The 19,397-nt window shown below is 62.2% G+C and carries 22 protein-coding genes, 1 tRNA gene and 2 pseudogenes; 11 read left to right on the forward strand and 14 right to left on the reverse strand.

The genetic code is table 11. The features are described from left to right. Positions 1 to 101 precede the first annotated feature (101 nt). The 6 genes from ftsK to O6P39_RS11470 are packed head-to-tail and all read left to right on the forward strand — an operon-like array spanning position 102 to position 7,576. Positions 102 to 2,516 carry a DNA translocase FtsK gene (ftsK, locus tag O6P39_RS11445; RefSeq protein WP_275611443.1) on the forward strand — a complete coding sequence of 805 codons (2,415 nt, stop codon included), beginning with the start codon at positions 102 to 104 and terminating at the stop codon, positions 2,514 to 2,516. A 17-nt stretch (positions 2,517 to 2,533) separates the two neighbouring features. Continuing rightward, positions 2,534 to 3,157 carry an outer membrane lipoprotein chaperone LolA gene (gene lolA, locus O6P39_RS11450; RefSeq protein ID WP_275611444.1) on the forward strand — a complete coding sequence of 208 codons (624 nt, stop codon included), beginning with the start codon at positions 2,534 to 2,536 and terminating at the stop codon, positions 3,155 to 3,157. 35 nt (positions 3,158 to 3,192) lie between these two features. After that, positions 3,193 to 4,518, forward strand: coding sequence for a replication-associated recombination protein A (locus O6P39_RS11455; RefSeq protein WP_275611445.1), 1,326 nt, complete (start codon positions 3,193 to 3,195; stop codon positions 4,516 to 4,518). Positions 4,519 to 4,564: 46 nt separating this feature from the next. Then, positions 4,565 to 5,845: a serine--tRNA ligase gene (gene serS / locus O6P39_RS11460; protein WP_275611446.1), complete on the forward strand. Its 1,281-nt coding sequence runs from the start codon at positions 4,565 to 4,567 to the stop codon at positions 5,843 to 5,845. 1 nt (position 5,846) lies between these two features. Beyond that, the gene (cysG, locus tag O6P39_RS11465; RefSeq protein ID WP_275611447.1) at positions 5,847 to 7,232 is read left to right on the forward strand and encodes a siroheme synthase CysG; all 1,386 of its coding nucleotides are present in this window, start codon (positions 5,847 to 5,849) and stop codon (positions 7,230 to 7,232) included. Beyond that, positions 7,229 to 7,576, forward strand: a complete 348-nt coding sequence (locus O6P39_RS11470) for a lysozyme inhibitor LprI family protein (RefSeq protein ID WP_275611448.1) — start codon at positions 7,229 to 7,231, stop codon at positions 7,574 to 7,576. Before cysG ends, O6P39_RS11470 begins: the two co-directional genes overlap by 4 nt. Before the next feature lie 171 nt (positions 7,577 to 7,747). Here the strand turns inward: O6P39_RS11470 and O6P39_RS11475 are convergent, their stop codons facing one another. The 11 genes and pseudogenes from O6P39_RS11475 to O6P39_RS11520 all read right to left on the reverse strand — a co-directional run bounded on the left by O6P39_RS11475 (position 7,748) and on the right by O6P39_RS11520 (position 13,967). Further along, on the reverse strand, positions 7,748 to 8,749 hold the full coding sequence (locus tag O6P39_RS11475) for a glutathione S-transferase family protein (RefSeq protein WP_275611449.1): 1,002 nt from the start codon (positions 8,747 to 8,749) through the stop codon (positions 7,748 to 7,750). A gap of 89 nt (positions 8,750 to 8,838) precedes the next feature. After that, positions 8,839 to 9,837: a glycosyl transferase family protein gene (locus tag O6P39_RS11480; protein ID WP_275611450.1), complete on the reverse strand. Its 999-nt coding sequence runs from the start codon at positions 9,835 to 9,837 to the stop codon at positions 8,839 to 8,841. Beyond that, the gene (locus O6P39_RS11485; RefSeq protein ID WP_275611451.1) at positions 9,834 to 10,169 is read right to left on the reverse strand and encodes a TusE/DsrC/DsvC family sulfur relay protein; all 336 of its coding nucleotides are present in this window, start codon (positions 10,167 to 10,169) and stop codon (positions 9,834 to 9,836) included. The genes O6P39_RS11480 and O6P39_RS11485 overlap by 4 nt, the downstream gene beginning before the upstream one ends. Continuing rightward, the gene (gene tusB, locus O6P39_RS11490; protein ID WP_207883429.1) at positions 10,166 to 10,471 is read right to left on the reverse strand and encodes a sulfurtransferase complex subunit TusB; all 306 of its coding nucleotides are present in this window, start codon (positions 10,469 to 10,471) and stop codon (positions 10,166 to 10,168) included. Before tusB ends, O6P39_RS11485 begins: the two co-directional genes overlap by 4 nt. Continuing rightward, positions 10,468 to 10,827 carry a sulfurtransferase complex subunit TusC gene (tusC, locus tag O6P39_RS11495; protein ID WP_275611452.1) on the reverse strand — a complete coding sequence of 120 codons (360 nt, stop codon included), beginning with the start codon at positions 10,825 to 10,827 and terminating at the stop codon, positions 10,468 to 10,470. Before tusC ends, tusB begins: the two co-directional genes overlap by 4 nt. Continuing rightward, the gene (tusD, locus tag O6P39_RS11500; RefSeq protein WP_275611453.1) at positions 10,827 to 11,219 is read right to left on the reverse strand and encodes a sulfurtransferase complex subunit TusD; all 393 of its coding nucleotides are present in this window, start codon (positions 11,217 to 11,219) and stop codon (positions 10,827 to 10,829) included. Before tusD ends, tusC begins: the two co-directional genes overlap by 1 nt. 312 nt (positions 11,220 to 11,531) lie before the next feature. After that, on the reverse strand, positions 11,532 to 12,065 hold the full coding sequence (locus tag O6P39_RS11505; protein ID WP_345774670.1) for a tyrosine-type recombinase/integrase: 534 nt from the start codon (positions 12,063 to 12,065) through the stop codon (positions 11,532 to 11,534). A 10-nt stretch (positions 12,066 to 12,075) separates the two neighbouring features. Next, positions 12,076 to 12,513, reverse strand: a complete 438-nt coding sequence (locus O6P39_RS27340) for a hypothetical protein (protein ID WP_345774671.1) — start codon at positions 12,511 to 12,513, stop codon at positions 12,076 to 12,078. Positions 12,514 to 12,575: 62 nt separating this feature from the next. Then, a pseudogene (locus tag O6P39_RS27345) lies at positions 12,576 to 12,662 on the reverse strand (terminase small subunit); the annotation flags it as partial. Positions 12,663 to 12,755: 93 nt separating this feature from the next. Beyond that, positions 12,756 to 13,214, reverse strand: coding sequence for a hypothetical protein (locus O6P39_RS11515; RefSeq protein WP_275611454.1), 459 nt, complete (start codon positions 13,212 to 13,214; stop codon positions 12,756 to 12,758). Positions 13,215 to 13,673: 459 nt separating this feature from the next. Then, positions 13,674 to 13,967 (reverse strand): putative holin, encoded by a 294-nt coding sequence (locus O6P39_RS11520; RefSeq protein ID WP_275611455.1) that lies wholly within the window; start codon positions 13,965 to 13,967, stop codon positions 13,674 to 13,676. Between the two features lie 471 nt (positions 13,968 to 14,438). Here O6P39_RS11520 and O6P39_RS11525 point away from each other — a divergent pair, with 471 nt between their 5' ends. Then, positions 14,439 to 14,687 carry a hypothetical protein gene (locus O6P39_RS11525; protein ID WP_275611456.1) on the forward strand — a complete coding sequence of 83 codons (249 nt, stop codon included), beginning with the start codon at positions 14,439 to 14,441 and terminating at the stop codon, positions 14,685 to 14,687. Positions 14,688 to 14,747: 60 nt separating this feature from the next. Further along, on the forward strand, positions 14,748 to 15,743 hold the full coding sequence (locus O6P39_RS11530) for an acyltransferase family protein (RefSeq protein WP_275611457.1): 996 nt from the start codon (positions 14,748 to 14,750) through the stop codon (positions 15,741 to 15,743). Between the two features lie 44 nt (positions 15,744 to 15,787). Here O6P39_RS11530 and O6P39_RS11535 read toward each other — a convergent pair whose 3' ends face one another. Then, a complete protein-coding gene (locus O6P39_RS11535; RefSeq protein ID WP_275611458.1) occupies positions 15,788 to 16,765 on the reverse strand; it encodes a class I SAM-dependent methyltransferase in 978 nt (325 codons plus the stop codon). A gap of 168 nt (positions 16,766 to 16,933) precedes the next feature. Here O6P39_RS11535 and O6P39_RS11540 point away from each other — a divergent pair, with 168 nt between their 5' ends. Together O6P39_RS11540 and O6P39_RS27350 are read left to right on the forward strand one after the other, a co-directional pair. After that, positions 16,934 to 17,311, forward strand: a complete 378-nt coding sequence (locus tag O6P39_RS11540) for a structural protein P5 (protein WP_345774672.1) — start codon at positions 16,934 to 16,936, stop codon at positions 17,309 to 17,311. Between the two features lie 111 nt (positions 17,312 to 17,422). Beyond that, a pseudogene (locus O6P39_RS27350) lies at positions 17,423 to 17,538 on the forward strand (hypothetical protein); the annotation flags it as partial. A 98-nt stretch (positions 17,539 to 17,636) separates the two neighbouring features. On the opposite strand, the gene O6P39_RS11550 reads toward O6P39_RS27350, so the two are convergent. After that, positions 17,637 to 18,059 (reverse strand): hypothetical protein, encoded by a 423-nt coding sequence (locus O6P39_RS11550; RefSeq protein ID WP_275612061.1) that lies wholly within the window; start codon positions 18,057 to 18,059, stop codon positions 17,637 to 17,639. Between the two features lie 206 nt (positions 18,060 to 18,265). Beyond that, positions 18,266 to 18,353: transfer RNA gene (locus O6P39_RS11555), tRNA-Ser, on the reverse strand. 135 nt (positions 18,354 to 18,488) lie between these two features. On the opposite strand from O6P39_RS11555, the gene O6P39_RS11560 reads away from it, so the two are divergent. Further along, positions 18,489 to 19,154, forward strand: coding sequence for a Bax inhibitor-1/YccA family protein (locus O6P39_RS11560; protein ID WP_275611459.1), 666 nt, complete (start codon positions 18,489 to 18,491; stop codon positions 19,152 to 19,154). Positions 19,155 to 19,397: the final 243 nt, after the last annotated feature.

Below are 19,397 nucleotides of genomic sequence, written 5' to 3' on the forward strand. Positions count from 1 at the left end.
CTTCCGGGCTCGCTGGCATCGGCTGGCCAAAGCCGTACAATAGGCCCGTTTTGAGGCTCAACGACTCTCGGACGCGCGTAGAGCGCAGGAATAGACGCGTTTTGAAGGACACCACCACAGCAAGCCATGCCGCCGCCTGGCGTCAGCAACTGCACTATCGCCTGAAGGAAGGGGCGTTGATCGCGCTGGGCGCGCTCTGCCTTTACCTGTGGATGGCGCTGCTCACCTATGATCCGTCCGATCCGGGCTGGAGCCACTCCAGTCACGTCGATCAGGTGCAGAACGCCGCCGGCCGCCTGGGTGCCCTGAGCGCCGACATCCTGTTCATGGTGCTGGGCTATTTCGCCTACCTGTTCCCGCTGTTGCTGGCGGTGAAGACCTATCAGGTCTTCCGCAAGCGGCACATGCCCTGGGAGTGGAGCGGCTGGCTGTTCTCCTGGCGCCTGATTGGCCTGGTGTTCCTGGTGCTGGCCGGCTCCGCGCTGGCCTACATCCATTTCCATGCCAGCGGCAGCCACATGCCGGCCAGTGCCGGCGGCGCCCTCGGCGAGAGCCTGGGGCAACTAGGCGTCAATGCGCTGAACGTGCAGGGCAGCACGCTGCTGTTCCTGGCCCTGTTCCTGTTTGGCATGACCGTCTTCGCCGACCTGTCCTGGTTCAAGGTCATGGACGTTACCGGCAAGATCACCCTCGATCTCTTCGAACTGATCCATAATGCCGCCAACCGCTGGTGGAGCGCCCGCAGCGAGCACAAGCAACTGGTCGCCCAGCTGCGTGAGGTGGACGAGCGTGTGGCCGAGGTTGCCGCCCCCATCGTTGCTGACCGCCGCGAGCAGGCCAAGGTCAAGGAGCGCCTGATCGAGCGCGAGGAAGCCCTGGTCAAGAGCGTGCAGGAGCGCGAGAAGCGCGTGGCGCCGAAGATCGACGTGCCGCCGCCGGCCGCCAAGCCGGCCGAGCCGAGCAAGCGCGTGCTGAAGGAAAAGCAGGCGCCGTTGTTCGTCGACACAGCCGTGGAAGGCACGCTGCCGCCGCTGTCGATCCTCGACCCGGCTGCCGAGAAGAAGCAGAGCTACTCACCGGAATCCCTGGAGGCCATGTCCCGCCTGCTGGAGATCAAGCTCAAGGAGTTCGGCGTCGAAGTGGTGGTCGAGTCGGTCCATCCGGGCCCGGTGATCACCCGTTTCGAAATCCAGCCGGCCGCCGGTGTGAAGGTCAGCCGTATCTCCAACCTGGCCAAGGACCTGGCGCGCTCGCTGGCGGTGATCAGCGTGCGCGTGGTGGAAGTGATCCCCGGCAAGACCACCGTGGGCATCGAGATTCCCAACGAAGACCGGCAGATGGTGCGCTTCTCCGAAGTGCTGATGACGCCGGAGTACGACGAGCACAAGTCCACCGTGCCGCTGGCCCTGGGCCACGACATCGGCGGCAACCCGATCATCACCGACCTGGCGAAGATGCCGCACCTGCTGGTGGCCGGTACCACCGGTTCCGGTAAGTCGGTGGGCGTGAACGCCATGCTGCTGTCGATCCTGTTCAAGTCCACGCCGGAAGAGGCGCGGCTGATCATGATCGACCCGAAGATGCTGGAACTGTCGATCTACGAAGGCATTCCGCACCTGCTCTGCCCGGTCGTCACCGACATGAAGGAAGCCGCCAACGCCCTGCGCTGGAGCGTGGCGGAGATGGAGCGCCGCTACAAGCTGATGGCGGCCATGGGCGTGCGTAACCTCGCTGGCTTCAACCGCAAGGTGAAGGACGCGGAGGAGGCCGGCACACCGCTGACCGACCCGCTGTACCGCCGCGAGAGCATGGAAGACGAGGCGCCACTGCTGCAGACCCTGCCGACCATCGTGGTGGTAGTGGACGAATTCGCCGACATGATGATGATCGTCGGCAAGAAGGTGGAAGAGCTGATCGCCCGTATCGCGCAGAAGGCGCGTGCGGCGGGCATCCACCTGATCCTGGCGACCCAGCGTCCGTCGGTGGACGTGATCACCGGCCTGATCAAGGCGAACATCCCGACCCGTATCGCCTTCCAGGTGTCCAGCAAGATCGACTCGCGCACCATCCTCGACCAGGGTGGCGCCGAGCAGCTGCTGGGCCACGGTGACATGCTCTACCTGCCGCCGGGCACCGGCCTGCCGATCCGTGTCCATGGCGCCTTCGTCTCCGACGACGAAGTACACCGTGTGGTCGAGGCCTGGAAGCTGCGTGGCGCGCCGAACTACATCGAAGACATCCTCGCCGGCGCCGATGAAGGCGGCGGTTCGGGCGGTGGCAGCTTCGAAGGCGGCGAGGGCGGCGAGGGCAGCGAGGATGATCCGCTCTATGACGAGGCCGTGCGTTTCGTCACTGAAAGTCGCCGTGCGTCCATTTCCGCCGTGCAGCGCAAGCTGAAGATCGGTTACAACCGCGCCGCGCGGATGATCGAGGCGATGGAAATGGCTGGCGTGGTCACCCCGATGAATACCAATGGCTCGCGCGAAGTCATCGCGCCGGCCCCGATTCGTGATTGATTCGACTTCGAGGATATATGCGTCTGATTCGCATGTTGTTCGTTGCTGCGCTGGCCATTGCCGGCGCGCAGGCCCACGCTGACGATGCCGCCGCCCAGCGCCTGAGCGGTATGCTCAGCAAGGCCCAGACCATGACCGCGCGCTTCTCCCAGCTGACCCTGGACGGTAGCGGCACCCGCCTGCAGGAAACCGCCGGCACCCTGGGCCTCAAGCGCCCCGGTCTGTTCCGTTGGCACACCGATGCGCCGAATGAGCAACTGCTCATCTCCAATGGCGAGAAAATCTGGCTTTACGACCCGGACCTGGAGCAGGTGACCATCCAGAAGCTCGACCAGCGCCTGACCCAGACCCCGGCGCTGCTGCTTTCCGGCGACGTCTCGAAGATCGGCCAGAGCTTCGACATCACCGCCAAAGACGGCGGCAACGTGGTGGACTTCATCCTCAAGCCCAAGGCCAAGGACACCCTGTTCGACAGCCTGCGGATTTCCTTCCGCAGCGGTGTGGTGAACGACATGCAACTGGTCGACAGCGTCGGTCAGCGTACCAACATCCTGTTCTTCGACGTGAAGATGAACGAGGCGATGGACGCCAAGCAGTTCGTCTTCGACGTGCCCAAGGGCGTCGACGTCATCCAGGAATAACCGGCCTCGTGCTGGATTGATCGATAGGTAAGACCGTGGACCTGTTCCGCTCCGCCCCCGTTTCCCAGCCCCTGGCCGCGCGCCTGCGCGCGACCAGCCTGGACGAGTACGTCGGCCAGGAGCACTTGCTCGCGCGCGGCAAGCCGCTGCGCGAGGCGCTGGAGCAGGGCGCGCTGCATTCGATGATCTTCTGGGGCCCGCCCGGGGTCGGCAAGACCACCCTGGCGAAGCTGCTTGCCCAGGTCACCGATGCGCACTTCGAGACCATCTCGGCGGTGCTCTCGGGGGTGAAGGAAATCCGCCAGTCGGTGGAGGTGGCCAAGCAGCACGCCGCGCAGTACGGCCGCCGCACCATCCTCTTCGTCGACGAGGTGCACCGCTTCAACAAGAGCCAGCAGGATGCCTTCCTGCCTTATGTCGAAGACGGCACCCTGATCTTCATCGGCGCGACCACCGAGAACCCGTCCTTCGAACTGAACAACGCGCTGCTCTCCCGCGCCCGCGTCTACGTGCTGAAAAGCCTGGACGAAGCGGCCCTGCGTCGCCTGGTGCAACGCGCACTCACCGAAGAGAAGGGGCTGGGCAAGCGCAACCTGAGCCTGCCCGACGATAGCTTCGCCATCCTCATGGCCGCCGCCGACGGCGATGGCCGGCGCCTGCTCAACCTGCTGGAGAACGCCTCGGACCTCGCCGAGGACAATGGCGAGATCAGCGCCGAGTTGTTGCAGAACCTGCTGGGCGACTCGCGCCGTCGATTCGACAAGGGCGGCGAGGCGTTCTATGACCAGATCAGCGCGCTGCACAAATCGGTGCGCGGCTCCAGCCCGGACGGTGCGCTGTACTGGTACTCGCGCATGCTCGATGGCGGCTGTGACCCGCTCTACATCGCCCGCCGTGTGGTGCGCATGGCCAGCGAGGACATCGGCAACGCCGACCCCCGCGCGCTGACCCTGTGCCTCAACGCCTGGGATGTGCAGGAGCGCCTGGGCAGTCCGGAAGGTGAATTGGCCATTGCGCAGGCTATCGTCTACCTGGCCTGTGCACCGAAGAGCAATGCCGTCTACAACGCCTACAACACGGCGCGCCGTGATGTGGCGGAGAGCGGCTCGCTGGAAGTGCCGCTGCACTTGCGCAACGCACCGACCAAATTGATGAAGAACCTGGGCTATGGCGACGAGTATCGTTACGCCCATGATGAGCCGGACGCCTACGCGGCCGGGGAGGACTACTTCCCCGAGTCCATGGAACCGCGCCAGTATTACCAACCCGTGCCGCGCGGGCTGGAGCTGAAGATCGGCGAGAAGTTGCGCCACCTGGCAAATCTCGACCAGAGCAGTCCGCGCAAGCGCAGAAAATCCTGAAGTGGCGCCCGCGAGCGCCACCTGACACTAGACACGAGAAGACAGCATGCTCGATTCCAAACTGGTTCGTACCCAGCCGCAGGAAGTTGCGGAACGCCTGGCCACCCGTGGCTTCACCCTGGACGTGGCGCGCATCGAAGCGCTGGAGAGCCAGCGCAAGTCCGTGCAGACCCGCACCGAGACCCTGCAGGCCGAGCGCAACTCGCGTTCCAAGGCGATTGGCCTGGCGATGAAGAACGGTGAAGACGTCGCGCCGTTGAAGGCCGAGGTCAACCGCATGGCGGAGGAGCTGGAATCCGGCAAGCGCGAACTGGACGCCATCCAGGCCGAGCTGGACAACCTGCTGCTGAACATCCCGAACCTGCCCCACGAATCCGTGCCGGTCGGCGAGGACGAAGAGCAGAACGTCGAAGTCCGCCGCTGGGGCACTCCGCGCACCTTCGATTTCGAGATCAAGGACCACGTCGCCCTGGGCGAGAAGCACGGCTGGCTGGACTTCGAGACCGCCGCCCGCCTGTCCGGCGCCCGCTTCGCCCTGATGCGCGGCCCGATCGCCCGCCTGCACCGCGCCCTGGCGCAGTTCATGATCGACCTGCACACCCGCGAGCATGGTTACGAAGAGGCCTACACCCCGTACCTGGTGCAGGCTCCGGCGCTGCAGGGAACCGGCCAGCTGCCGAAGTTCGAGGAGGATCTGTTCAAGATCCAGCGCGAAGACGAAGCCGACCTGTACCTGATCCCGACCGCCGAAGTGTCGCTGACCAACATCGTGGCCGGCCAGATCCTCGATGCGAAGGAACTGCCGCTGAAGTTCGTCGCCCACACCCCGTGCTTCCGCAGCGAAGCCGGCGCCTCCGGCCGGGATACCCGCGGCATGATCCGCCAGCACCAGTTCGACAAGGTCGAGATGGTGCAGATCGTCGAGCCGTCGAAATCCTGGGAAGCCCTGGAAAGCCTGGTCGGCAACGCCGAGAAAGTCCTGCAGGCTCTGGAGCTGCCGTACCGCGCCCTGGCGCTGTGCACCGGCGACATGGGCTTCGGCGCCGCCAAGACCTATGACCTGGAAGTCTGGGTGCCGAGCCAGGACAAGTACCGCGAGATTTCCTCCTGCTCCAACTGTGGCGACTTCCAGGCCCGCCGCATGCAGGCGCGTTACCGCAACCCGGAAACCGGCAAGCCGGAACTGGTCCACACCCTCAACGGCTCGGGCCTGGCCGTGGGCCGCACCCTGGTCGCCGTGCTGGAGAACTACCAGCAGGCCGATGGCTCGATCCGCGTACCGGAAGTGCTCAAGCCGTACATGGCCGGCATCGAGGTCATCGGCTGAGATGGACTTCCTGCCGCTGTTCCACATCCTGCGCGGACGTCGCGCGCTACTGGTCGGCGGCGGTGATGTCGCACTGCGCAAGGCGCGCCTGCTGAGCGACGCCGGCGCGGTGCTGCGGGTCGTGGCGCCCGAGGTGCACTCCGAGCTGCGTGAGCTGGTCGAGCAGGGGCAGGGTGATCTGCTGCTGCGCCCGTACGCTTCCGGCGATCTGCAGGACTGCGTGCTGGCCATCGCCGCGACCGACGATGAGGCGCTCAACGCGCAAGTCTCCCTCGATGCCAACGAGCGTGGCGTGCCGGTCAACGTGGTCGATGCGCCTGCTCTGTGCAGCGTGATCTTCCCGGCCATCGTCGATCGTTCGCCGCTGGTTGTGGCTGTCTCCAGTGGCGGCGATGCACCGGTGCTGGCGCGGCTGCTGCGGGCCAAGTTGGAAACCTGGATTCCCGCGACCTACGGCCAGCTCGCCGGGCTCGCCAGCCGCTTCCGCGAGCGCGTGAAGCAACACCTGCCGGACCTGCAGCAGCGCCGCAAGTTCTGGGAAGAGGTGTTCCAGGGACCGGTGGCAGAACGCATGCTGTCCGGTCAGCCGAACGAAGCCGAACGCCTGCTGGCGGACAAGCTGGACTCGCCGCAGCCCGAATCCCGTGGCGAGGTCTATCTGGTCGGTGCCGGGCCGGGCGATCCCGACCTGCTGACCTTCCGTGCCCTGCGCCTGATGCAGCAGGCCGACGTGGTGCTCTACGATCGTCTCGTTGCGCCGGCCATTCTCGAACTGTGCCGCCGCGATGCCGATCGACTGTATGTCGGCAAGCGCCGTGCGGACCACGCCGTTCCGCAGGACGAGATCAATCGCCAACTGGTCGAGCTGGCCCTGCAAGGCAAGCGCGTGCTGCGTCTGAAGGGCGGTGACCCGTTCATCTTCGGTCGTGGCGGCGAAGAGATCGACGAGCTGGCGGCCAATGGCATCCCGTTCCAGGTCGTGCCCGGTATCACCGCAGCCAGCGGTTGCGCGGCCTATGCCGGCATTCCGCTGACCCATCGCGACTATGCGCAGTCGGTGCGCTTCGTGACCGGGCATCTGAAGGATGGCACCACCGACCTGCCCTGGGGCGATCTGGTGGCGCCGGGGCAGACCCTGGTGTTCTACATGGGGCTGGTCGGCTTGCCGGTGATCTGCGAGCAGTTGGTGCGCCATGGGCGTTCCGCCGATACCCCGGCGGCGCTGGTTCAGCAGGGCACTACCGTGCACCAGCGGGTGTTCACCGGCACACTGGCCGATCTGCCTGCGCTGGTGGCGGAGCACGAGGTGCATGCGCCGACCCTGGTAATCGTGGGCGAAGTCGTGCAACTGCGGGACAAGCTCGCCTGGTTCGAAGGGCAACAATGAAGGCTGTGCGCGGCGCGACACTGGGCGTTGTTTGCGCCTTGGGTTGCGTCGTGCTGCCTGCTTCTGCAGCCAGCTTTGACTGCAGCAAGGCGAAACAGGCAGACGAGAAAGCCATTTGTGCCGATCGCCAGCTATCCGAGCTGGATGTGCAGATGGCCACCACCTACCGCCTGCTCAGGGGGCTGTTCGCCATGGGCATGCGCGGCAACCTGGGCGATTCTCAGCTGGCGTGGCTGGAGCAGCGGCGTGCCTGTGGCGCCAGGAAGGCTTGCCTGAAGCAACGCTATCAAGAGCGCCTCGATGCGCTGCAGAAGGTCTACGACGGCATCGACAAGCCGATCTGATTCCGGCGTAGGGCGTATAACGTTCGACGTTATACGCCGATACACCTACCTCCTCGCCAGCTTCGTAGTCCAGCTTGGCGAAGCTACAGCTCCGAGTTCAACACCGAGCCAGGTCGGCAGCCATGGTCAATCGGCGTATAACCGCGAACGGTTATACGCCCTACGCCAGCCTCACCCTTTCTGCGCGATGCCTTTGCCCGGCAGATGCTCCCGCCCATGGGGCGTGGTGAAGTCCTGCTGTGGTCCCAGCGGAACGACGCCAGTCGGGTTGATGGTGCGGTGGCTGGCGTAGTAGTGGTGCTTGATGTGCTGGAAGTCGACCGTACCGGCGACGCCCTGCCACTGGTACAACTCGCGCAGCCAGCCGGACAGGTTGGGGTAGTCCGCCAGGTGCCGCAGGTTGCACTTGAAGTGGCCGTGGTAGACGGCATCGAAGCGGATCAGCGTGGTGAACAGGCGCACATCGGCCTCGGTCAGGTATTCGCCTGCCAGGTAGCGCTGTTTGCCCAGGCGCTCGTCCAGCCAGTCCAGTTCGTTGAACAGGGTCTTGAACGCCTCTTCGTAGGCCGCCTGGGTGGTGGCGAAGCCGGCGCGGTACACGCCGTTGTTCACCGCCGGGTAGATGCGCTCGTTCAATTCATCGATCTGTGCCCGCAGCGGCTCCGGATAGAGGTCCAGGCGGTTGCCGGTGAGGTCGTCGAAAGCCGAGTTGAACATGCGGATGATCTCCGCCGACTCGTTGCTGACGATGCGCTGCTCGTGCCTGTCCCACAGCACCGGTACGGTGACGCGGCCGGTGTAGTGCGGGTCGTCCTTGGTATAGCGCTGGTGGAGGAAGTCCAGGCCGTCGAGCTTGTCGCCGGTCGAGCCCAGCGCCTTGTCGAAGGTCCAGCCATTTTCCAGCATCAGCCAGCTGACCACCGAAACGTCGATCAGTGATTCCAGGCCCTTGAGCTGGCGGAAGATCAGCGTGCGGTGGGCCCAGGGGCAGGCCAGGGAAACGTAAAGGTGATAACGGCCGGGCTCGGCGCGGAAGCCGCCTTCGCCGCTGGGGCCGGGGCTTCCGTCGGCGGTGATCCAGTTGCGGCGCTGAGCGTTCTCGCGCTGGAAGCGGCCGTCCTTGCTGGTGTCATACCACTGGTCATGCCAGCGGCCATCGATCAACTGTCCCATCGTGTGTGCTCCAGAAAGCAGGAGAGATGGGACCAGTCTATCGATAAAGACTCGATTGATTAGCGCAAAAACAGGATTTCAGATATCGATCAGATCGATCTATCGCGTGCGGCCCAGCGTCTATCGGCCTCCGCGAAGGCTTCGTCTCTCGGCAATCCCATCGCGCGCAGGGCCAATGCCATCGTTGCCCGTACCGCCAGTTCGCCATAGGAGTCCTGGCTTTCGCCGTGCCAGAAGGCGACCAGTTCGGCAGGGGCCAGCGTTTCCGGTTTGACGTGGCGCAGCGGCGACAGTGCTGGCCATTCCTCGTCCCAGGCTTCGCCAGCGCGGCAGCCATAAAGGTGCGAGGTGGCGTCCGGGTTCACTTCGATCTCGCCGCCTTCGCCCTTGATGACGATGGCGTAGTCGCCGAGCAGGCGGCTGCCCTCGCGGTGCACCGCCTGGTAGCCGGGGTGGAAGATGCTCTGCAGCACACAGGTCGCGCCCAGCGGGTTGATCAGGCGCACGGCAGAGTGCATCGGCGAGCGCAGGCCGAGGGTGTTGCGCAGGTCGATCATCTGTTGCAGACGCGGCATCCAGTCCACCAGCGGTGCGAAGGCGATGCCTTTGTCGTCCAGTGCGTTGCTGACCGAATCCCAGTCGCGGCACAGCGGCAGGCCGAGCTGCTCCAGCAGCTGTTCGGTGTAGAGCCGGCCCGCGGTATGGGCGCCGCCGCCGTGCAGCAGGATGCGGGTGCCGCTGCCGGCCAGGCATTTGGCGGCCAGCAGGTACCAGGGCAGGTGACGCTTCTTGCCGGCGTAGCTGGGCCAGTCCAGGTCCACGGCGATCTTCGGCACTTGCAGGCGTTCGCGCACCGCCTCGGTGAAGCCGGCCAGTTCCTCGGCGCTTTCCTCCTTGTGCCGCAGCAGCATCAGGAATGCGCCCAGCTGGGCCTCCTCGACCTCGTCGTCGAGGATCATGCCCAGTGCTTCGCGGGCTTCCTCGCGGGTCAGGCCGCGCGCGCCGCGCTTGCCCTTGCCGAGGATGCGAACGAACTGGGCGAACGGATGTTCTTCAGGTGTCTGCAGGACGAGCGGGGCGGCGGTCATAGGCAGTTGGTCGGCTTCGGCAGGCCGGCAAGCTTGGCGGCAAGCTTGGCCGGGGTGCCCTTGAACAGGAGGTTGAGGTGCAGGCTGCTGCCCTTTTCCGTGCCCAGTCGCTGGGCGACGTACTTGATCAGCGGCCGGTTCGCCGGGGAGAGCTGGAATTCGCCATAGAACTCGCGCAGCAGCAGGAGGATTTCCCAATGCTCGGGCGTCAGGTGGATGCCTTCGTTGTGCGCCAGGGCCTCGGCGGCGGCGTCGCTCCAGTCGTCCAGGTGCGCCAGGTAGCCGTCCTTGTCCAGCGGCAGGGCTTGTCCGTTGACCAGTAGGGTGCTCATAGCCAGGCGTTCACCTTGTCGAAGCGGGTGCAGAGCTCGACGAAGCCGGGATAGTCGACCGCGATGACGCGGGCGGGAACATCGTCCATGCCGCGCGCCTGCAGGTCTTCCAGCAGGGCGAAGAGTCCGTTGGCGGCGGGCATCAGCTCCAGCGCCTGGCAGGGCGCAGTGCCGTCGCGCAGGGCGTAGACGGCGTCGCCGGTCAGCAGCAGGCCGTCGTCCGGGCCGAGCAGGTGCAAGCAACTGGCGAGTCGGCCGTCGTCGAAGGGGGAGTGCGAGAGCAGGTGGAGAGTAGCCATCAGATCGTGATCACCTGGTCGTGGGTTTGCAGCAGGTCGCGCAGGGCGGTGGCGTCCAGCGCCTGTACGGGCAGCGTCAGGTTGGCGGCGTCCAGGCCGCGCTCGCCGAGGCTGCGCTGGCTGACGTAGAGCGCTTCCACGCCGAACAGCGGCAGGGCTTGCAGGTTGGCCTGCAGGTCCTTCTGTTCGAGGTTGGCCGGGCGTTGGCCGGGCGCGAGCTGGAAGACGCCGTCGTCGAGGAAGAGCATCGAGATCGGCAGGTCGAAGGCGCCTCCGGCCAGGGCAATGTCTAGCGCCTCGCGGGCGGCGGGGCCGGCCCAGGGCGCCTGACGGCTGATGATCAACAGGGATTTGGCCATCAGTCTCCTCCGAAGCAGACCAGGCGGTCCGCCAGTTGCGCCGCTTCATGCAGCTGGCCGAGGCCGGAAAGGTCCCAGGGTGCCTGCAGGTTGGCGGCAGGGCGGGAATAGCGGTTGGCTTCCTCGCCGTTCAGCACGCCACGGCGCAGCGCGGCGGCGATGCAGACCACGCCGTCCAGCTGGTTGTCGGCGACGAAGCGGGTCCAGGCGGCGGCGACGTCCAGCTCGTCCTGGCTGGCCACGGTATTGGCCGAGGCGCTGTACACGCCGTCCTGATAGAAGAACAGCCGGGTGATTTCATGGCCGCCGGCCAGCGCAGCCTCGGCGAAGCGCAGGGCGCGCCGGGCGGCCGGCGAATGCGGCGGGGAGAAGAGGGCGATGACGAACTTCATGGAGCGGGCCTTCGCGACGAATTTCCGCAGGATGATACGGCACTCTGTCGTTTTTTGCCGTGCAGCGGAAACGCAAAAGCCCCGCTGGGCGGGGCTTTTGACGTAGAGAATAATGGTGGAAGCGCAGAGATTCGAACTCTGGGGGCTGTTACACCCGGCGGTTTTCAAGTCCGCCATACGAATCCAGCACTTACGCAGCCTTGTGGCGAGTTTAAGTCCCAGAACGCAAACATAACAACACCCAGTCCAACCCGCATCCTTGACGGGTTCGGCGTTTGAGTTCTGGGACCGGTTTTTAGCCCCTCTGAGCGCCTATTTTGCCGGCTTGGCAATGGCCCCTCGCCGGACGTATACGGTCCTGGTGATCTCCTCTTCCGTGTGCCCAAGGAGTCGGCTGGCTTCCTTCAGGTCGTTGATCTCGGTGGCGGCCTTCGGGCGGATGTCCTTGAACTGGAACTCTCGGATCATTGCGCCGAGTTCGGGGTCTCCCGCCTCGATCGCGGACTTCTGTGCAGCCTCGCGAGCAGCCTCCCATCGGTCGCGCAGCATGTGCTGGGTTACCCGCCGGCCGCGCGCGCTGAGGATCAGGTAGGGGCTGACGAAGTGCTCGTTGCGCGCCGCAATCTGCTTCAGCAGCGTCCCAAGGCTGTTGTCGGCACCGTCGTGGCGCATGATCACCCGCACCTTGTGAGCGGTCTTGCCCTGTTTCACCAGCAGCCAGTCACCCTCGACGTCGGTCTTGCGCAGCGAAATGACGTCGGCTGGCCGCTGACCGGTCAGGTAGGCTAAGTCCATCGCATCCTTCAACTCCGGCACCGCATGCCGGTAGACCGCATCCCAGGCCACGTCCTTGGCGTTAGTAGTCGCGGGGCGACTCCTTGTTCTTGCGCGCTCCACGGCAGGGGTTTTCCTTCTTCGTCAGGCCCCGTTCGCGCGCGATGTTGAAGGCGTGGGATAGGGCGGCGTTCTCCCTGTTCGCCCGGACCTTTGCCTGGCTGGCGTCGCGGTATTGACCGACCATCGCCGGGGTCAGTGCGTCGATCGGGGCGTCGTCGAACACCTTCTGGAGCTGCTTGATCTCCTTCAGGTTGTCGCTCTGGGTACGTGGCGCCGTCTTAGGCAGCACATCGCTAATCAGGCTCGGTGGGGCAATTTCGACCGGCTTGTAGTAGCGCGGGCCGCGCTGGTCGATGCAGAAGACGCTGAGGTGGATGGTCCTGCTGTAGGCGATGTCGCAGACCGCATCGGCGATACGCTGCCGGGCGAGATGTTCTCGCAGTTCTTCCAGTTGCACATGCCCTGGCGCTGGCCTGGGGCGGCCATGGCATGTGCAATAGCCTCGGCCACTTCCAGTATGCTAGGCAGTGCGTACCCTATCTCTGCGGCACGTTTCTTGGCGTATCTCGCCCGGATGGATGCCTGCGTCGTGTTGAGGTCGATCAGGTGCTTCCTCGACGAGCAGGCACCGCTTCTTGTTCAGTGCCATGGTTGACCTAAAAAAGCTCCTCGGGCGCGGGGCTTGCCTAGCGATGTGGCTCACGTCGTGCAACGACCTAGGGCAATGAGAATCGATGCGGCGATATCCATTACCTGTTCCGCCTCATTTCCTTCATGGATGTCCAAGTTAGGAGTGTTTGCACCGCCGCTTCTTACAAAACCATCAGTACCGGCCTCAAGCTCCCAAACTGATTTCCAGTATGTGCTGCCCTTCTGGTCTTTCAGCCGCTTTGAGTATGTGATTCGCGCTACGACGTCGGTCTCGGTCAACACAAAGCCCTTGGAAACCACGGCCATTCCGAACGGCCCTTTGAGGGTCGTTACTCCATCACTTGACTTGCTAATGGTGGTTTCCCATTGAGAGGCGTTCTGCGGTTCCAGAATTGCTCTGTAGACCTTTTCTTCGATTCTCTCTACCAGCGAACTTGCCGCGGCCCTGCCTTGCGGTCCCTTGTTCAGAGAGGCGCGTAGCTTGGGCGTGATGGGGTCATATGACATGGTGGCTTCCTATTCTTGCGAGGAAAAGGCATTGTGCCATCATTGCGTCGGTGTTCACTAGCGTCCGCGTCGCTCAGCCCCATCCCACCGCTCACTCCGGTCAATCCTCACGATCCGCGCCACGTTCCCACGCGCCTTGAAGACCAAAACTGCCAGCACCACAAGGATGATCAGCAGCTAGGGGATAGGCTGTAGTGAGGTGACCGCGCAGCACGTCCAGGAAGAGCGTCAGGGAATAGCAGTCCGAGCCAACGGACAGCAGGCAGGATGGTAGCGAAACGATGGCGCGGTAGCGAGCGCCCTGCCGTCGGCAACTGGCGATGCGAACGCAGATGGCGCTGCAAGATGACAGCGGGCGACCAGGGCCCGCGGATCAACCATTCCGACCATTGCTATCATCTCGACCTTCGAAGCGGCCCGCGAAGAAGTGGAGCCAGCCAGGCGCCTTTCCCCCTACACCTACTCAAGCAAGCTGATGCTCATATAGACGCACAACAGGGCGCTGACGCTGGCGACAAGGCCGGATGTCTCCGCCCGCTGTTTGCCGACGAGCTCGCCGGCAATGTAGTAGCCTGAAATCCAAGAGACCAGGAAATACCCAGTGCGGGTCAGGACCGACAGGTCCTTAGCCTGGACGACGAAGAACATGGCGCCGGTAAAGGCGCCGATCAGAGCGTTGACGTCGATGCCGAGCAGGTAGTATCCGCCGAATCCGACGGCGACAGTCGCTGCGATAGCTCCGGCTTCGGACATGGGGCGATCTCCAAGGGGCAGGTAGGCGGGTGTCTTCCACCATTCGAACATCCTGATCGAAGACAATACCTTCGTGAAGCCGCTGTATGTTGGCGTGCACGCCCGCAGTTGGTCAGGCGTAAAAATCGTGGACAGCCACTTCGAAAGTGGCTATTGGGGGCGTTTACCATGAGTACAACGACACGAACGTCACAAACGACTGGTTGATTAAAGGGAATACCTTCTTCCAACAGGGCGATACGGATTGGCCTGGCGGTGGTGGACGCGCCTAATTGATGGCACCGCCAGCACTTGCCTGCGGAACTACCGCATCGTGAATAACGCCGTGCTGTCCATCAATCTGGCCGGTAAGTCCCGCCACGGCATTAGCGTCAACACACCCATCAGGGAGTGATCTCTGGAAATACGCTGGATTCGATCAATCGCACAGGGGGCTATGTGTACGGCAGCGATTGGATCAACGTAAACAACATGCTGATCAACTGCAACCTGGAAGGGTTGACTGGCGCTGTGGCTGGCATCGTGCTCGGTAACACTGGCGGAGTGGATACCAACCGCCTGACCGTGGTAGGCAACACTACCGACACGTTGTACATGACAGGAACCATTCGTAGCGTGGTGCGCCAGAATCAGGTCACAACCGCCAGCGGCCTCACCCAGGCGGGCACCAATACGAACGCCAACGTCGGGAATAACCTGATCGACACCACCTTCACGTAACTGGGCTGGGATGGTTGGCTCGCTTGCTTTAACATGCGGAAAATTTTAAGCAGGCGAGCCATGAGCAGGGACACATTTATCGATAGCGCCAAAGGAGTTCTGATCTTCTTGGTGGTACTTGGCCATTACTTCGAAGGCGTTGGGGCCTGGGACAAAGGCCCGATCCTCAAATGGTTAGTGGTTTCGGTTTACATGTTTCACATCCCGGCGTTTGTTTTCTTGGCCGGAATCACAGCGAAACCTACCGGAATTGCACAGAGAGTTGCGCGAATTGCCCTAATGCTTATCGCGTTCCAAGTTATTTATGGGGCGCTCCTCTACATGCAGAAAGGGAAGTGGCTGGTCACAATTCCAGAGCCATACTGGCTGCTTTGGTTCTTGATGGCCATGATACTTTGGAATCTCCTTATTCCGATGTTCAGGGTGGTAAAATATCCTGTCTTTGTGTCCATCATACTTGCGGCGGCGGCTGGAGATTCTGGGTGGATGGGGTACTGGTGGAGCCTGGGGCGGATGTTCAACTACCTCCCGTTCTTTGTGATTGGCCACCTTTATGGCAAGCAGATCATGGCGGCGATCCCTCGCGGAGCTACAGCCAAGGTTATCGCGGCGCTGCTGCTAGTCGGAGTGACATCGCTCCTTGTCCGGATTGGCGTGCGTAATGTGAACCTTTATGGCGCTGCTCGCTACCGCGATTTAGGGTTAAATCTCGGTTACGGAGTTTTGGCACTGCTGGGTGTGTATCTTGTCGCGGCAGTATCGTCTGTAGCAGCGTTTATCCTTATTCCTCGTAACTCAAAAGTCATCGCTGCGATTGGCTCTGGCAGCCTTGCTGTGTATCTGTTACATGGCCTGGTTATTATGGTGGGAAGAGATAATTTCTCTTATTATGCATGGCAGTTTGGTGAGGTAGGCGTAATCGCTGCATGCTTCGTGGCTTCGATTATTGTTACTTGGTTCCTGTCACTTCCAGTGTTCGACTCTGCAATCAGGCGATCTACTGAGTTCGTAATAAATCTCGCCACCAGAAAGGCGACGTCACAGCAAGATATCTAAACTAAAGCCCGCCTCGCGCGAGCTTTTTTATTTTTGTAATTCACTCAGTGGCTGAGGCTTGCCGGATTGTCTCTATCGAGAACGACAAGAGTTCCAATCAAGGTTTTTCGTCCTGATGCCTCGATGATCGTTACGGGGTACTCGCCTGGAGTGTTAACCACATGCGTGGGTACGGATGTTGTAACAACTTCTGGCATAACGGTTGCTGGGATTTCTGAAGCATAATCCCCAAATTTCACTCGCACATCTCCGAAGCCGGAGATGTTTTGGGCTTGAATCCATATCGCAGAGTCGCCGTTAGGCTGTACGTTTATGCCTTCGCCAGCGATTCCTGATTGTGGTCCCCAGTCACCCAGTTCAACAGGGATGTCCGGCTTCTTCGCCCATATGACAGATTCGAAGCCATATAGCGCCCATGTGGCATCTTGGATAATGTTTTTTTTTAGGAAACTTATTGGCTCGAGTAGCAGGCCAATTACCCAAAGTGGGCTTGGGTGATATCGTTTTATATGGAACTCAATCTCGCAGCCATTGGCAGATAAACTGTCGAGAGTCTTTTGCCACGAAGGTACCTTCTGGTGTGTTGGGTCATCGAAGAAATTTAGGCACCCACCGCGCTTGGGGAAGTTGACACTTTCCTCACATGGAAATGCCAGATATAGATGGCCTCCGGGAGCGAGAGCTGCTGCCATGGCTGCCAAGACGCGATCTGGCTCGTCACAATGTTCAAGATTGTGAGAGCTCACTACTGCATCCATCTGGCCAGTATAAGACTCAAGCGTTTTTGCGAACTCTTCTGGAGGGCAGACTATGTATTCGTTGGCATGTTTATTGGGGTCGCCTTGCTGATTGAAGTCTCCGACGTCCACGCCAATGTAATAAATATCAGGGCGCACCGATTTGAACCAGGCCGGTGAGCCATTTCCGCACCCAACGTCGAGAACACGCGACCCTCTAGATAATGATCGGATGAACGGGCCTTTACTGCGGCTTGGTTCCGTATTGATGTTGAGTAGTGGCATTTTGTTCGTCCCCCTTGACATCAAGAGATTGAATATAGCCGTTAGCTATTAAATTTCAAAAAGCTATTTTCACTCGCTAGATCACAGACCTTCTGCGAGCCTTTTACGTCCCGAGAAGCCCACCCGGCGCCAGCCATAGAGCCGGCTTTTTGTGTCCGGAGATCAGCTATGGCTACCCACGGAGCCCGCAATTGCAACCCCGGCAACACTTGGCAGGGTCAACTAGGCCTCGAGCTGGGCGTGCCGAAGCGGCGCTCAGGCCGCCTCGATACACCGGAGAACGGCATCCGCCCCCTGGCTAAGCTGTTGTTGGCTTATCGCTGCAAGGACGGCATGCCTAGCGTGGGTGACCCAGGCATCGACGCCGTGCGCGAGACTGTCAGCCGCTGGGCGCCGGACAACGAGAACGACACCGAAGCGTACATTGGAGCCGTGGCCAAGGCCCTGGGTGTTCAGCCCGAACAGGAGCTTGATGTGCGGCTGCCGGCGACGCTGCGCGAATCATTCGACATGAGAGCGGCGGGGTGCCATATCAGGCCGAGGTGATCGACGAGGGGGGCGGAGGGTGCGGGCATGAGCGGGTTCGTCCAGCTGTTCCCGATCTTGGAGCGCCAAACGACCAGCTGTTTTTCCTCTGCCCAGGATGCCAGATGCTCCATGGCGTTCGCGTCGATCCGGCTTCGCAGCACCCGCGCTGGGGACTGGAACGGCGATGTCGATAAGCCGACCTTGAGCCCTTCGATCCTGGTGACGTTCAACTGGAGCGAGCAGCGTGAGGAGCGACGTTGCCACTCCTTCGTTCGTGATAGGCGCATCGAGTTCCTGAACGACTGCACGCATGCACTGGCGGGCCAGGCGGTCGAATCGGAGACTACTGGTGCTGCTTGGCTACTGGCAGCCGCTGCTGCTGTTCATGGCTTCCGCCGGTGGCTGGCACGAGGAGAGGACGCGCATGGATGCGAAGTGGCAGGCCAGATGGGATGCCCACGGGAAGCTCGGCCAGAAAGCCGCTGCTGCCTGTGACGCCAGGGCGCGCGCCGAGGAGCAACGCCGCCAACAGTCCATCAACAAGGTGATCGAGGATGGCCAGAGGAACATTGACCAGGTGCGCGCTGATGCTTCTGCCGCTGCTGATCAGCGCATGCGGGGCGCACCCGTCCAGTACGCCGGCCGAATTGCTGCAGTTGAAGCCGGCCGTGATTCTTGCACTGCCGCCGCAAGCAAGGCAGTAGCCCGGCACGCCAGAGTACTTGCAGAGCTGCTTGGAAAGGCTGACCGCCTGGCGAGTGTCCACGCAGAAGCAGCTGATAAATCCAGAGTGAGAGGGCTGGCGTGTGAGGCGGCCTGTGATTCTCTGAGGGGGGAGGGTGCCCAGGACGGGCGAGGAGGGGTTCAGCTAGGGTTGAATTCTGGGACTCATCAAGAAATCAGCGCGCTGGCAAGCCCAGATTACCGCTGCCCAGAAATGAAAAAGGCCCTGAAAAATCAGGGCCTTGAATATGGCGGAAGCGCAGAGATTCGAACTCTGGGGGCTGTTACACCCGGCGGTTTTCAAGACCGCTGCCTTAAACCACTCGGCCACACTTCCGCGTGAGCGGGGCGCCATAGTACCGGATCGCAACACACTGTCAAACTCTGGTGATTCGAGGCTCATTTGCCTCTGTTATGATGAATGGCACTACGGTCATGGACCCGTATCCCGCTTAAACAGGAGTGTCTCGACATGCAAGAACGGCAATATCTCGACTCCACGGCCGTGGAGCAGAAAGAGGTCAGCGGCGTCCTGCGCAATACCTATGGTCTGCTCGCGCTGACGCTGGCCTTCAGCGGCCTGGTGGCTTTCGCCTCGCAGCAGATGCGTCTGCCTTACCCGAGCATCTTCGTGGTGCTGCTGGGCTTCTACGGCCTGTTCTTCCTCACCGTGAAGCTGCGCAACAGCGCCTGGGGTCTGCTCAGCACCTTCGCCCTCACCGGCTTCATGGGCTACACCCTTGGCCCGATCCTCAACCTGTACCTGGGCATGGCCAATGGCGCGAGTGTGATCTCGTCGGCCTTCTTCATGACGGCCCTGGTGTTCTTCGGCCTGTCCGCCTACGTGCTGACTACCCGCAAGGACATGAGCTTCCTGTCCGGCTTCATCACCGCGGGCTTCTTCGTGCTGCTGGGCGCCGTACTGGTCTCGCTGTTCTTCCAGATCAGCGGCCTGCAACTGGCCATCAGCGCCGGCTTCGTGCTGTTCTCCTCGGCGATGATCCTGTTCCAGACCAGCGCGATCATTCACGGTGGCGAGCGCAACTACATCATGGCCACCATCAGCCTGTACGTCTCGATCTACAACCTGTTCATCAGCCTGCTGCAGATCTTCGGCATCATGGGCAGCGACGACTGATCGTTACGCAACCATAAAAAGGCCCGCATTAATGCGGGCTTTTTTATGGCCGTTCGGAAAGCTCTTTCGGGATGACTTCAAGAGCCGGGGTGGGGCGAACTTTCGTAGCAGCGGGCCTTGTCCACGAAATCCCCCGCGGCGTGATTCGCGTTCACAGGGGGGGCAGCTTCCTTCGCCATCTGCAGGAGCGGGCATGCCGCGAGCAGGCCCGCAGCGAGGGACAGTTCGCGAGCAGGCTCGCTC

The organism is Pseudomonas sp. PSE14, assembly GCF_029203285.1.
Classification (GTDB): Bacteria; Pseudomonadota; Gammaproteobacteria; order Pseudomonadales; family Pseudomonadaceae; genus Pseudomonas.